The following is a 14,827-nucleotide window of genomic DNA, read 5'->3' as shown; positions in this document are numbered from 1 at the left end:
CTTTGGTGCGTGGCTGCATGGTTTTGGTGCGAAAACACCGTGAAAAGACCGGTAAATCTTAGTCTAAGTGCCTGTATGGCGCGTATTTAGGGCGTTTCTATAGGTTGGCCTAATCCTTGCTGAATAGAGAGTAAAGCGCGACAACTTTAGTTGCTTCGCCGCATTTATTTTTTATTTAGATAGGGAGTGTTCCTATGCCTAAGGCAACGCCGCAAGCGCCAACGTCAGAAACTGTCCGAGCTGCAAGCGCAGAGGAAATTCAACACGCGATCGACACAGGTCTGTATGCCAATGCCGAGCATGACGCCTGTGGTGTTGGCTTCGTTGCGCATATTAAAGGGATTAAATCGCACGCCATTGTTCAGCAAGGGCTGAAGATTCTGGAAAACATTGACCATCGTGGCGCGGTTGGTGCTGACCCATTAATGGGCGATGGTGCAGGTTTACTGATTCAAATTCCTGATGCGTTTTACCGTGCCGAGATGGCCAAGCAAGGCGTGCAGCTGCCACCAGCGGGTGATTATGGCGTGGGTATGGTGTTTCTGCCTAAAGAAGCGGCCGCCCGTCAAGCCTGTGAGCGTGAGTTAGAGCGGGCGATTGCCGCTGAGAAGCAAGTGCTGCTGGGCTGGCGTGATGTGCCGGTCAATCGTGATTTACCGATGTCTGCGGATGTGCGCGCCAGTGAGCCGGTGATTCGTCAGGTATTTATTGGCCGTGGTGCCGACATCATGGTGTCTGATGCGCTCGAACGTAAGCTGTATCTGATTCGTAAAACTGCTTCAGCCAAGATTACTCATTTACGCCTCACTCACAGCTTTGAATACTATGTGCCGAGCATGTCGTGCCGCACGGTGATCTATAAAGGTTTATTGCTAGCAAATCAGGTGGGTCAGTACTACCTCGACTTGCAAGATCCGCAGTTGGTCTCAGCCTTGGCCTTAGTGCATCAGCGCTTTTCCACTAACACCTTTCCTTCCTGGCCGCTGGCTCACCCCTATCGCATGGTGGCGCATAACGGTGAAATCAACACAGTGAAAGGTAACTTTAACTGGATGCGTGCCCGCGAAGGGGTGATGTCGTCGCCGGTGCTCGGTGATGATTTACAAAAACTCTATCCGATCAGCATGGATGGCCAATCCGACACGGCAACCTTTGATAACACCTTAGAGTTGCTGGTGATGGCTGGTTATCCGCTGGCGCAAGCAGCGATGATGATGATCCCAGAAGCCTGGGAAAAGCATAATCAGATGGATGCGCAGCGTCGTGCTTTTTATGAGTACCATGCGGCGATGCTCGAGCCTTGGGATGGTCCTGCGGCGATGGTCTTTACCGATGGTCGCCAAATTGGTGCAACCCTTGATCGTAACGGTCTGCGACCTGCGCGCTTTATTGTCACCGATGATGACATGGTGGTATTGGCTTCAGAAACTGGCGTGTTACCGATTCCTGATCAGCGGATTGTGCGCAAGTGGCGTTTACAGCCGGGGAAAATGTTTCTGATCGACTTAGAACAAGGCCGCATCGTTGAAGATGAAGAGCTGAAGCAGCGCTATGCGCAGGCCAAGCCTTATCGTCAGTGGATCGACAATGTGCGTATGTGTCTAGATACCTTAAGCGCCGATGCTGAGCCATTGACCTTTGCCGAGCCGTTGTTAGTGCGTCAGCAAGCCTTTGGTTATAGCCAAGAAGACATTAAGTACCAATTGGCACCAATGGCGGTGAATGCTGAAGAAGGCATTGGCTCAATGGGCAACGATGCGCCATTAGCGGTGCTGTCAGCGCGTAACAAGCCTTTGTACCATTACTTTCGTCAGCTCTTTGCGCAAGTGACCAACCCGCCCATCGATTCGATTCGTGAAGCGGTGGTGATGTCGCTGGTGTCCTTTATTGGCCCGCGTCCTAACTTGTTGGATATCAATGCCAGCAATCCACCACTGCGTTTAGAAATCTCGCAACCGATCTTAGATGTCGCCGATATGGCACGTTTACGCCATATCGAGCAGAGCACGGGCGGTAAGTTTCGCAAATGTGAAATTGATATCACCTACCCCAGTCAGTGGGGCAAAGCCGGCGTTGAAGCGCGGATTGCTTATCTGTGCTCGGAGGCTGAAGAGGCGATTCATGCCGGCTGCAATATTCTAATTATCACCGACCGCCACATGAGCCGTGATCAAGTGGCGATTCCAGTGTTATTGGCCTTATCAGCTATTCATCAGTATTTGGTGCGTGCAGGTTTGCGTACCACTGTTGGTCTTGTGGTAGAAACCGGCAGCGCCCGTGAAGTGCATCATTTTGCGGTCTTGGCAGGTTTTGGTGCTGAAGCCATTCACCCTTATTTAGCCTTAGAAACACTGGCTGACATTGCTCCTGAGTTAGGTGTGAGTGCTGAGCAAGCGTCACAGCATTTTGTTAAGGCCGTGGGTAAAGGCTTAACTAAAATCATGTCGAAAATGGGCATCAGTACCTATATGTCGTACTGCGGTGCGCAGATTTTTGAAGTGGTGGGTTTAAGTGAAGAGCTGGTGAATAAGTATTTTGCCGGCACGCCTTCAAAAATTGGTGGGCTGGGTATTTTTGATATTGCTGACGAGGCGATTCGCAGTCATCAGCACACCTTTAATCCTGCTGCCTTGGCTGACCAACAATTAGATGCTGGCGGTGAGTTTGCTTGGCGTGCTGGCGCTGAAGAGCATGCTTGGACGCCGGATGCGATTGCTAAGTTACAGCACAGCACCCGTAGCAATCGTTATGAAACTTTTGCTGAATATGCAGCGATTATTAATGATCAGTCCAAGCGTCATACCACGTTGCGCGGTTTGTTTGAGTTTCGCATTCAACCTGAGCGCAGCATTGCTGTCGAAGAAGTGGAAGCGGCCAGTGAAATCGTTAAGCGTTTTGCCACCGGAGCCATGTCATTAGGCTCAATTTCCACCGAAGCGCATATGAACCTGGCGATTGCCATGAACCGTCTTGGTGGCAAGAGCAATACCGGTGAGGGTGGTGAAGATCACGCGCGCTATCGTAATGAAATGCAAGGCCAAGCAATTGCTGCAGGGACCTTATTGAGCGAGGTGATGGGTCAAGACACCGTTGAGGTGGACTACATCCTGCGTGAAGGCGACAGCCTGCGCTCGAAAATCAAGCAAGTGGCCTCAGGACGTTTTGGCGTCACCACGGAGTACCTGGTCTCAGCCGATCAAATCCAGATCAAAATGGCGCAAGGTGCTAAGCCCGGCGAAGGCGGGCAGTTACCGGGCAACAAGGTGTCCAGCTACATTGGTAAGTTGCGCCATTCGGTGCCGGGCGTGGGATTGATCTCGCCACCACCGCACCATGATATTTACTCCATCGAAGATTTAGCCCAGCTGATTCACGACTTAAAAAACGTCAATCCCAGTGCTGATATTTCAGTCAAGCTGGTTTCAGAAGTGGGCGTGGGCACCATTGCTGCTGGTGTGGCGAAAGCTAAAGCCGATCACATCGTTATTGCTGGCCATGATGGCGGCACCGGAGCGGCGTCTTGGAGTTCAATTAAGCACGCCGGCACGCCGTGGGAATTGGGTCTGGCAGAAACCCAGCAAACCTTAGTGCTCAACCGTTTGCGTGGGCGAGTACGGATCCAAGCTGATGGTCAGATGAAAACCGGCCGTGATGTGGTGGTGGGGGCCTTATTGGGCGCGGATGAGTTTGGTTTTGCCACCGCGCCTTTGGTTGCTTCAGGCTGCATTATGATGCGCAAATGTCACCTCAATACCTGTCCTGTGGGCATTGCTACGCAAGATCCAGAACTGCGTAAGAAGTTTTCTGGCAAACCTGAAGATGTGGTCAATTTCTTCTTCTTTATTGCCGAAGAAGTCCGGCAGGTCATGGCGCAACTCGGTGTGCGCCGCTTTGACGAGCTGATTGGCCGTACCGACTTACTCGACATGCGCCAAGGCGTTGAGCATTGGAAAGCGCAAGGCTTAGATTTTAGCCGCGTATTTGCCTTACCCACGGCGCCTGCAGAAGTGCCACGCTTACACAGCAGTCAGCAAGAACATGGTCTGGAACATGCACTTGACCAGCAGTTAATCGCTCAGGCGCAGGCGGCTTTGCTACATGGCAAGCCTGTGCGCATTGAGACTCAGGTCAGAAACACCAACCGTACGGTCGGCGCGATGCTATCGGGTGCGCTGATTAAGCATCACCCAGATGGTTTAGCCGATGACAGTATCCATGTGCATTGCACTGGTACTGGCGGTCAGAGTTTTGCTGCCTTCCTTGCTCAAGGGATTACCTTTGATCTAGTCGGCGAAGCCAATGACTACAGTGGTAAAGGCTTGTCCGGCGGGCGCTTGATTGTGCGTCCAAGCCGCGACTTTAAAGGTATGTCGAGCGACAACATCATTGTCGGTAATACCGTGTTGTATGGCGCCACCTCAGGCTCAGCTTTCTTTAGTGGCGTGGCCGGCGAGCGCTTCGCGGTACGTCTTTCCGGCGCGAGCACTGTGGTGGAAGGTGTGGGTGATCATGGTTGTGAATACATGACCGGTGGCACCGTCGTCGTGCTTGGACAAACCGGGCGTAACTTTGCCGCGGGGATGTCGGGTGGCGTGGCTTTTGTATATGACCAAGACGGTCAATTTGCCCTGCGTTGTAACACCGAACAAGTCGGCCTAGAACCGCTGCTGGATCCTGCTGCGCAAGCGGCTGCTGGTATCCCATTGCATGGGCAAACAGCCGATGAAACCTTATTAAAGGGTTTGCTTGAAGAGCATTTGCATTTGACTGGCTCGTTACGTGCAGAAGAACTACTGGCCAATTGGGCGACAGCCAAAAAGCGCTTTATCAAAGTCTTCCCGCATGAATACCGTCGCGCGCTGGAACAGATCAATGCTGCTGCGCAGGCCGCTGCGCCTGTCATCGCCAGTGTAAGTTGCTAGGAGGAAGAATCAATGTCAAAAGCTACTGGATTTATAGAGTTTCAACGTATCGAAGAAGAATACGACGCAGTTGAATTACGTCTAAAAGATTACAACGAATTTGTGCACGGTTTGACGCCAGCACAAGCGCACCAACAAAGTGCACGTTGCATGGATTGCGGTACACCGTTTTGTCACAGTGCTTGCCCTGTGAATAATATTATTCCGGACTTTAATGACTTGGTGTATCGCGATGATTGGCACAACGCCAGCAAGGTCTTGCACTCCACCAATAACTTCCCCGAGTTTACCGGGCGTGTGTGTCCTGCACCTTGTGAAGCGGCCTGTACCTTAAATATTAATGCACAGCCGGTCGGCATTAAGTCCATCGAGCATGCCATTGTTGATCGCGCCTATGCCGAAGGCTGGGTCCAACCACAAATAGCTAGCAATAAAACTGGGAAAAAAGTGGCGGTGGTGGGTTCTGGTCCTGCAGGTCTTGCAGCGGCGCAGCAATTGGCGCGGGCAGGGCACAGTGTCACCCTGTTTGAAAAAAATGATCAAGTAGGTGGTTTGCTGCGCTTTGGTATTCCTGATTTCAAGCTGGAAAAAGTGCATATCGATCGTCGCGTTGAGCAATTACTGGCTGAAGGCGTCGAGATTCGTACCAATACCTTGATCGGCGATTTATCTGCCGATAGCAAAGTGACCAATTGGGCTACGCAGAGCGTTAGCCCAAGCAGTCTGCTGCAGGACTTCGACGCAGTATTACTCACCGGTGGTGCCGAACAATCACGTGATTTACCAGTGCCGGGGCGTGAGCTAGATGGCGTGCATTTCGCCATGGAATTTTTGCCGCAGCAAAACCGCGTCAATGCAGGTGTGGCGATGCCTGAGCAGCTGCGCGCTGAAGGTAAGCAGGTCATCGTGATTGGTGGCGGTGATACCGGCTCGGATTGCGTGGGTACATCCAACCGTCAAGGCGCCGCCAGCGTAGTGCAATTTGAAGTGATGGCGCGTCCGCCAGAGCAAGAAAACAAACCGCTGACGTGGCCGTACTGGCCCTACAAATTACGCACTTCGTCCAGTCACCAAGAAGGCTGTGAGCGAGAGTTTGCGATAGCCACCAAAGAGTTTGTTGGCAGCAACGGCAAACTGACGGGCCTCAAAACCGTACGCGTTGAGATGCAGCAGGGCGCTTTTGTCGAAGTGCCAAACAGTGAACAGCTTTGGCCTGCCGATTTGGTGCTGTTAGCCATGGGCTTTGTCAGTCCTGTGGCCACGCTTCTAAAAGGCTTCGGTGTGGAACTGGATGGCCGTGGCAATGCTAAAGCCAGTGTTGATGCCCAAGGCGGCTATGCCACTACTGTGGCGAAAGTGTTCAGTGCTGGCGACATGCGTCGCGGTCAATCGCTGGTGGTGTGGGCAATTCGTGAAGGTCGCCAAGCGGCGCGAGCAGTGGATCAATTCTTAATGGGCAGCAGCACGTTGCCGCGTTAATTCTACGTCGATAAGGTCATTATGATTCGTATTAATGAGCACTACCAAAAACTGCAAAACAGCTATTTGTTTGCTGAAATTAACCAGCGCATCCAGGCTTTTCAACAACAACACCCTGAGCGTGAATTAATCCGCTTAGGTATTGGTGATGTCACCCAGCCGTTACCCGACGCCTGCGTGCAAGCCATGCACAAAGCGGTCGATGAGCTGGCTGAGAGTCAGACCTTTCGCGGCTACGGCCCTGAACAAGGTTATGATTTTTTACGCCAAGCCATCGCCGAACATGATTTTCAAGCGCGTGGTGCCAACATCAATGCTGATGATATTTTTGTCAGCGACGGTGCCAAGTGCGATACCGGCAACATTCAAGAACTGTTTGCGCAAGATCTGCGCTTAGCCATTCCTGATCCGGTATATCCGGTCTATGTCGATACCAATGTGATGGCCGGACGCACCGGCGCGAGCCAAGCAGGGCGTTATCAGGGTTTGGTCTATCTTGAGTGCACAGCTGAAAACAACTACATCCCTGCGCTACCGAGCGAACCGGTGGATTTGATCTATCTGTGTTTCCCCAATAACCCCACCGGAGCGAGTATCACCCGTGAGCAACTGCGCCTGTGGGTGGATTATGCGCTTGAGCAGCAAGCGCTGATTCTGTTCGATGCTGCCTACGAGGCCTTTATTCAGGATGAGGATGTACCCCATTCAATTTATGAAATCGAGGGTGCTGAAAAAGTCGCGATTGAGTTTAGAAGCTTCTCGAAAACCGCAGGTTTTACTGGTGTGCGCTGTGCCTATACGGTCGTGCCTAAAGCCTGTACTGCTTACACCGCAGCGGGTGTTGCGGTCTCGGTGCGTGACTTATGGATGCGTCGACATACCACCAAGTTCAATGGCGTGTCTTACCCAGTCCAGCGCGCAGCAGAAGCGGTCTATAGCCCAGACGGTAAAGCGCAAGTGGCCGAGCTGATTGAGTACTACCTAAAAAATGCAGCGTACATTCGTCAAGCCTTTCAGCGCATGGGCTTTGCATGCAGCGGCGGTGATAACTCACCGTACATTTGGATCGAGGTTAAGCAAGATGCCTGGGCATTCTTTGATTTCTTACTGAATAACGCTGGGGTGATTTGTACCCCCGGTGCTGGTTTTGGTCGCTGCGGCGAACAGCATATTCGCATCAGTGCGTTCAATAATTTCGAGAAAGTCCAGCAGGCCATGCAGCGCATTGAAGCGGCATTGCTACACCATTCACCACTTTAAGGGGGCTTGCTTATGCCTATTTCTACCGATTTTAGTCAACGTTTGTACCCAAATCTGCGCAGTATCGCTGCTGAATTTGGCACACCATTTCATATTTATGACGAGCAGGGTATTCGCGATACCGGTCAACGATTACAACAAGCCTTCGCCAATGTTCCAGGCTTTCGTGAGTACTACGCGGTGAAAGCACTGCCCAACCCCAGTATTTTAAAGATCATGGCGGATTTGGGGTTTGGCTTTGATTGCAGTTCGATTGCCGAGTTGGTGCTGTCGCGTCAAGCCGGTGGCCAAGGAGAGGACATTATGTTCACCTCCAATAACACTTCAATCGAAGAGTTTGTGGCTGCGCAGGAACAGGGCGGCTGCATTCTGAATTTAGATGACATTGGCCTGATTGATAAAGTCCCAGACATGCCAGAATTGGTGTGTTTTCGTTATAACCCAGGCTCAGCACGCAGCGGTAACAGCATCATTGGCGTACCAGAAGAAGCCAAATACGGTTTAACCCACACGCAAATTTTTGCCGCCTTTACCAAAGCACAAGCGCGTGGCGCGAAACGCTTTGGCTTGCACACCATGCTGGCGTCCAATGAGTGCAACCCCGCATATATGGTTCAAACCACGCAGATGTTGTTAGATCTCGTGGCTGAAGTGGGGCAAGCGCTGAATATTGAGTTTGAATTTATCAATATCGGCGGTGGCTTGGGTATTCCATATTGCCCAGAAGAAACAGCCTTTGATATTGAGTTGTTAGGCCACGAAACCGCAGTGCTATTGCAGACATTTGCCGCGCAGCATGGCTACCAGCCCAAGGTGTATATGGAAAGTGGCCGCTATATCACCGGCCCACATGGGGTGTTGGTAACTCAGGCAATTAACCGTAAAGACATTTATCGCACTTATGTGGGTGTCGATGCTTGCATGTCAGCGTTAATGCGTCCCGGCATGTACAACGCCTATCATCATATTGACGTGCTCGAAAAAACGCCCAGCCCTGACGATGCGATGGTCGATGTGGTGGGCTCGCTCTGCGAAAACAACGATAAATTTGCCGTGCAACGGGCTTTGCCTGAGATCGTGGATGGTGACTTGCTGATTATTCAAGATACCGGTGCCCACGGCCATGCCATGGGCTTTAACTACAACGGCAAACTGCGCCCGCAAGAGTTGTTGCTCAGAGCCGATGGCAGCGTTGAACGGATTCGCCGTGCCGAAACCCAGGATGATTATTTTGCCACCTTGCATTTTGCCGCTAAGGTGTGGTCGTCTAATTAAAACACGGCTTGACCAACCCTTGAGTCATGCCTGACATGATTCAGGGGCAAGCAAGTAGTCCAATACCTCACTCATCAACTGATTGATCGCCGCATAACGCTCAGGTGCTGCTGCCATTATTTCGGCGGCGCTTTGGATATAGCGTCCTTTGACCAGTTCAGCTTGGCAGTGGCTGGCTAGCGCTTTGGCCGTTTGTTGAGTGGCTTCTAAGTGAAACTGTAAACCAATAATATGTCGCCCGAGCTGAAATGCCTGCTGAGCACAGCCTTGACTGTGCGCTAAACAAATGGCTCCCTGCGGCAAGCTAAAGGTTTCTCCGTGCCAGTGAAACACTTCAATGCAACTGGGGAATTGAAACACCTGATCCTTGCCATGATTGCTAGTGCTGATCGGGTGCCAGCCGATTTCTTTTTCTGGGTTGGCGTATACATCTGCAGCCAAAGCATTGGCGATGAGCTGCGCGCCGAGATATATACCCAGCATGGGCTTGCCGGTGGCGGCAAAGCGGCGAATAAACTCAATTTCATCACGCAGCCAAGGGTACTCAGCGTGATCATGCGCACTCATTGGGCCGCCCATAATAATCAGGGCATCTATGTGCTCAAGGGAAGGCAGGCAAGGGCTAGCGAAAAATTCGCTATAGCTGATCTGATGCTGTGCTTGATTAAGGTAGTGCTCAATGTATCCAAGCCCTTCAAAGGATACATGCTGAAAGACTTGGATATGCATGGTGACTCCTCAGCTTATAAGACGCGTTGTGGTGCAGTACGGACATGGGTTGTGTATAGCGCTAGACCGGTAAACAACAGGCCGCCAGCGAGGTTGCCTAATACGGTAGGGATTTCATTCCAGAGCAAATAGTCCATTACGGAGAAGTCGCCACCCATCAACATCGCGCTGGGAAATAAGAACATATTGACCACCGAGTGTTCAAAGCCCATGTAAAAGAACAGCATTACAGGCATCCACATGGCAATCGTCTTACCGCTGACACTGGTGGAGAGCATGGCACCTACCACACCCATTGACACCATCCAGTTGCACAGCATGCCGCGAATGAAGATAGTCACCCAGCCACTGGCACCGTACTCGGCATAACCTAGCGTACGAGATTCGCCAATCGAGGCCAGTTTGGCAGCAATAGCGCCCGGTTCGGTCGCAAAGCCCATGGTAAAGGTGAAGGACAATAGCAAGGCCACCAGCAGCGCTCCGCTAAAGTTGCCTAAAAACACCCAGCCCCAGTGGCGCAGTACCACCCCCGGAGTGACACCTGGCCGACGATCCAACCATGCCAAAGGCGTTAACATGAGCACTCCTGTTAGCAAATCAAAACCCATTAAATAAAGCATGATAAAACCAACAGGGAACAGCACAGAGGCCAGTAAGTGCGAGCCTGTTTGCAGCGCGACTGTGACTGCAAAGGCCGCAGACAGTGCCAAAATAGCACCGGCCATGCAGGAGCGAATCAGCACATCGCGGCGCGACATGCGCAACTTGGCTTCACCTGAATCGACCATTTTTTTGGCAAATTCACTCGGTATAACATAAGACATATAAACCCCTTGATAATCTAGAAAAACATCAGAAAACGATCATTAAAACGAAGTGCTGGTTGCTTGTGTTGCAGGGCGCATAACCTGCAAGACATTCCCTTCTAAGCGAACCTGCCATACCGGTAAACGCACTTCGGGTTGCTCAAGGCAATGGCCATCGAGTAACGAGAAGTGCTCTTTATGCAGTGGGCTGGCGACGACAGGTTCGCCTTTGATATCGCCGATGATGCCGCGGGCAATAATGTTCAGGTCGTTAAAAGGGCAGAGGTTGCCCACAGCAAACAGTTGGTTATGTTTTTTTAAGTAAAACAGCGCGACTTGTGCACCAACGCCGGCACCGTCGATTAAATCGCTGCGCTGGCCTACGGTTATCCACGTCTGTTGTTCTGTCATGGCAGCCTCCAAAGGCTTAGATTTACACGCTAACAAGAGGGATTTGCTGCGCACGTTCCTGCGCATTAGCGGGGCGTTTTTGTCCTCGTTCTGAGACATAGAGTAATTGTGGGTCGTCTCCAACACTGTTAATGGTCTGCCGGAAGCGTTTTAGGCTTTCTGGATTATTCAGTGTGGTTTGCCATTCGCATTGATAACTGGCCACCAAGTGCGCCATTTGTTGGTCGAGGTCGGCATTTAAACCGAGCGAATCGTGCAAAATGACTTTTCGTAAATACTCCAAGCCACCTTCAAGGCTCTCTAACCAGCGTGCGGTGCGTTCTAGACGCCCAGCGGTACGGATGTAGAAAATCATGATGCGGTCGATGGTGCGAATTAAACTGTCGGTGTCTAAATCCTTCGCAAACAGATCCGCATGACGTGGGCGCATTCCACCATTGCCAGCGACATACAGGTTCCAGCCTTTTTCTGTGGCGATGACGCCAAAGTCTTTGGACTGCGCTTCAGCACATTCACGGGTACAACCACTGACGGCAAATTTAAGTTTGTGCGGCGCGCGAATGCCCTTGTAGCGATTCTCTAAATCAATGGCCAAGCGCACACTGTCTTGCACGCCATAACGACACCAAGCACTGCCCACGCAGCTTTTCACTGTGCGTACGGATTTGCCGTAGGCTTGCCCTGTTTCAAAGCCTGCTTCTATCAAACGTTGCCAGATGGCGGGCAGTTGGCTGAGTTCAGCACCGAACAGGTCAATGCGTTGGCCACCAGTGATTTTGCTGTAAAGACCAAAGTCACGCGCCACTTTGCCCAGGAGAATGAGCATCTCCGGAGTGATCTCACCCCCGGCAATGCGTGGCATCACAGAATATGTGCCGTCTTTTTGCATATTGGCCAAGAAAGCATCGTTAGTGTCTTGCAGGCCAAGGTGATCGGCAGAGAGTACAAAGTCGTTCTGCACCGAGGCAAAAATATTGGCAGCTGTCGGCTTGCAAATATCGCAGCCCATACCCTGACCATGACGCTCTAGCAGTTGGTTAAAGTTCAGGATGTTTTCGGTGCGAATCATGTGTTCCAGCTCTTGCCGAGTGTAGGCAAAGTGTTCACACAATGCGCTGCTCACGGCCATGCCCATCGCCGCCATTTGCTGCTCTACTAGGCTTTTCAGCTGGCTGCTACAACCGCCACAACCAGTGCTGGCGCGCGAGAGTTCGATGACTTCAGCCACGGACGCACAGCCACCTTGCAAGCAATCAACAATGTCGCCTTTGCTGACATTGTGGCAGGAGCAAATAATCGCGCTGTCTGGTAAGGCGGCCATGCCGAGCAAGGGTGAGCTACCAGACTGGCTTGGCAAAATAAGGCTTTCTGGGTGAACGGGCAGATCTAAACCGTTGCGGTAATACTGCATTAAAGTGTCGTAATAGCTGTTGTCACCCACCAAAATAGCACCCAGCAAACGTTGACCATCGGCGGATACCACCATCTTGCGGTAGTGCTGGCTGATTTGATCAAGGTAACGGTAGATCTTGGTTCCTACGTTTTGATTGCCTTGAGTGTCGCCAATTGCACCGACATCAACACCTAACAGTTTTAACTTGGTGCTCATATCAGCACCGGTAAACGCCAACTCTTCTCCGATTAAGTTAGCCAGAGCTACTTTGGCCATTTGATAACCTGGGGCGACCAAGCCAAAACAACAGTTATTCCAAGCTGCGGCTTCGCCAATCGCGAGAATCTGCGGGTCGCTGCTTTGACAGTGATTGTCCACTGCTACGCCGCCGCGCTCGCCCAGCAGTAAGCCTGCAGCGCGCGGCAACTCATCGCGTGGACGAATACCGGCAGAAAACACAATTAAATCGGTTTCTAGCTTTTTGCCGTCGGCAAACTCCACGCATAACCGCGCTCCGAGTCCTTCAGTCACGCGCAGAGCTGCACGCTGGGTGAGCACTTGAACGCCTAAGGCTTCAATCTTTTCTTGCAGCAGTTCGCCGCCTTCTTGGTCAATTTGCGCATTCATTAAACGCGGCGAGTGTTCAACAACAAAAGTGTCTAGATCCAAATCACACAGGGCTTTGGCCGCTTCCAATCCCAATAAACCACCACCAATGACGACGCCGGTATTGGCGGTCTTGGCACTGCTGCAAATAGCATCAAGGTCAGTAAGGGTGCGATAGGTAAAACAGTGCTCAAGCGTACTGCCCTCAATCGGCGGCACAAAAGGGTATGAGCCGGTTGCTAAGATCAATTTGTCATAGCTGAGCTCGGTACCATCGTCGAGCTGTACTTTGCGTGAACACGGCTCGATGGCGGTGGCTTTTACCCCTAAATGCAGCTTAAAGCCCCAATCTTTATATTGCTTTGCACTGCCTAAGGCGAGCTCGTCGCTACTTTTCCCTTGGAAATACTCAGACAGATGTACACGGTCATAAGCACAATAGTTTTCTTCGCCGATGACCGTCACTTGAAACGCGTGAGCGTTAGGGCTGGCAGCCAGTTGTTCTAAAAAATGGTGACCGACCATGCCATTGCCAATGACCACTAAATTCAGCTTGTTCATAGGATCTCCTGTTGCGGCTGGCTTGTATGATTTTTGCAATGTCTACTTGGAGTGCCGTCATGCGTCTCTAACCATGACGGTGTGCGCTATGGGTTAGCCTCGATTGGTGAACTCTGGGTAGGCTTCCATGCCGCATTCGCTAATGTCAGCGCCTTGATACTCGTCGTGTGGGCTGATACGTAGGCCAAAGAATCTTCTCAGCAACCACCAGACGATTAACGAGGCGACAAAGGCCCAGGCGAAGAGGGTTGCCGCACCGACCAATTGGCCGAGGAAGGTCGTGCCTGGAGCGCTTAATGGCACCACTAAAAGACCCAATAAACCTGCTACACCGTGTACGGAAATAGCACCAACGGGGTCATCCAGCTGGAGTTTGTCCATTAACAAGATGGAAAACACCACCAGAGCACCAGCGGCCAAACCAATCAGCACTGCCAGTACTGGCGTTGGGGTATCGGGGCTGGCAGTAATGGCGACTAAACCGGCTAAGGCACCGTTGAGAATCATGGTGAGGTCGGCTTTGCGATACTTTAGGTAGCTGATCAGCAGCGCCCCAAGTAAGCCGCCCGCAGCTGCAGCGTTGGTGTTGAGAAACACCACGGCCACTGAGTGTGCGCTATTGATGTCGCCCAGTTTCAGCACCGAGCCGCCGTTAAAACCGAACCAGCCAAACCATAAAAGAAAGGTACCGAGTGTCGCCAAGGGTAAGTTAGCCCCAGGGATGGCGCGTGTTTCACCGCGCTCGCCATATTTACCCAAACGCGGACCAAGCAGCATCACCCCAGCCAGGGCGGCACTGGCACCGACTAAGTGCACCAGACCTGAGCCGGCAAAGTCTTTAAAAGCGAAATCTTCAGTGAGTGAGTACAGGCCAAACACCGCTTGACCACCCCAGCCCCAACTGCCGCTGACTGGGTAAATCAAGCCAGTCATGAGCACAGCAAAGAGCAAAAATACCCAGAGCTTCATGCGTTCAGCAATCGCACCGGAGACGATCGACATACAGGTGGCGACAAATACCGCTTGGAAGAAAAAGTCAGCCGCTGGCGAGTAAATCGCCGCGCCGCTAAAACCCTCTTCACGTACTGAAAATTGTGTCAGCACCGCTTCAGGATCCAGCGTGGTAATGCCGGAAAGAAAGTAGCCGCCGCCATACATCAATTGATAACCCACGGCTAAGTACAAGGTACAAGCGAGGGCGTACAAAACGATATTTTTAGTCAGAGTTTCTGTGGTGTTTTTAGCGCGCACTAAGCCTGCTTCGAGCATGGCAAAGCCTGCCGCCATCAACATCACCAAGGCTCCGGCGATTAAGAAGTAAAAGGTGTCGAGTGCGTACTGCAAAGCAAACAGATTGTTTTCCATCATGGTCTCCTTAGACACAT

9 protein-coding genes are annotated in these 14,827 nt (G+C 51.7%); 4 read left to right on the top strand and 5 right to left on the bottom strand.

From position 1 onward, the window contains the following. The first annotated feature begins 194 nt into the window (after window positions 1–194). Genes JYJ62_RS02020 through JYJ62_RS02005 form a run of 4 tightly spaced genes read left to right on the top strand, consistent with a single transcriptional unit; the run spans window position 195 to window position 8,936 of the window. Complete coding sequence (locus JYJ62_RS02020; protein ID WP_205340516.1) at window positions 195–4,922, top strand: glutamate synthase-related protein; 4,728 nt, start codon at window positions 195–197, stop codon at window positions 4,920–4,922. Window positions 4,923–4,934: 12 nt separating this feature from the next. Then, the gene (locus tag JYJ62_RS02015) at window positions 4,935–6,401 is read left to right on the top strand and encodes a glutamate synthase subunit beta (protein WP_205340515.1); all 1,467 of its coding nucleotides are present in this window, start codon (window positions 4,935–4,937) and stop codon (window positions 6,399–6,401) included. Between the two features lie 21 nt (window positions 6,402–6,422). Beyond that, window positions 6,423–7,661 (top strand): LL-diaminopimelate aminotransferase, encoded by a 1,239-nt coding sequence (locus tag JYJ62_RS02010; protein WP_205340514.1) that lies wholly within the window; start codon window positions 6,423–6,425, stop codon window positions 7,659–7,661. 12 nt (window positions 7,662–7,673) lie between these two features. After that, entirely contained in the window at window positions 7,674–8,936 is a 1,263-nt protein-coding gene (locus JYJ62_RS02005; protein WP_205340513.1) for a diaminopimelate decarboxylase, read from the top strand. Between the two features lie 24 nt (window positions 8,937–8,960). Here JYJ62_RS02005 and JYJ62_RS02000 read toward each other — a convergent pair whose 3' ends face one another. From JYJ62_RS02000 to amt, 5 genes are all read right to left on the bottom strand, one after another. Beyond that, entirely contained in the window at window positions 8,961–9,665 is a 705-nt protein-coding gene (locus JYJ62_RS02000) for a type 1 glutamine amidotransferase (protein WP_205340512.1), read from the bottom strand. Window positions 9,666–9,679: 14 nt separating this feature from the next. Beyond that, entirely contained in the window at window positions 9,680–10,489 is an 810-nt protein-coding gene (locus JYJ62_RS01995) for a formate/nitrite transporter family protein (protein WP_205340511.1), read from the bottom strand. Window positions 10,490–10,531: 42 nt separating this feature from the next. Then, the gene (nirD, locus tag JYJ62_RS01990) at window positions 10,532–10,882 is read right to left on the bottom strand and encodes a nitrite reductase small subunit NirD (protein ID WP_205340510.1); all 351 of its coding nucleotides are present in this window, start codon (window positions 10,880–10,882) and stop codon (window positions 10,532–10,534) included. Window positions 10,883–10,904: 22 nt separating this feature from the next. Beyond that, window positions 10,905–13,442, bottom strand: a complete 2,538-nt coding sequence (gene nirB, locus JYJ62_RS01985) for a nitrite reductase large subunit NirB (RefSeq protein WP_205340509.1) — start codon at window positions 13,440–13,442, stop codon at window positions 10,905–10,907. 93 nt (window positions 13,443–13,535) lie between these two features. After that, window positions 13,536–14,807 carry an ammonium transporter gene (gene amt, locus JYJ62_RS01980; protein ID WP_205340508.1) on the bottom strand — a complete coding sequence of 424 codons (1,272 nt, stop codon included), beginning with the start codon at window positions 14,805–14,807 and terminating at the stop codon, window positions 13,536–13,538. Window positions 14,808–14,827 lie beyond the last annotated feature (20 nt).

This window comes from Denitrificimonas caeni (assembly GCF_905120345.1).
GTDB lineage: Bacteria > Pseudomonadota > Gammaproteobacteria > Pseudomonadales > Pseudomonadaceae > Denitrificimonas > Denitrificimonas caeni_A.
The sequence above is the reverse complement of the archived record's forward strand: the minus strand, read 5'-3'. Positions and strand labels throughout refer to the sequence as shown.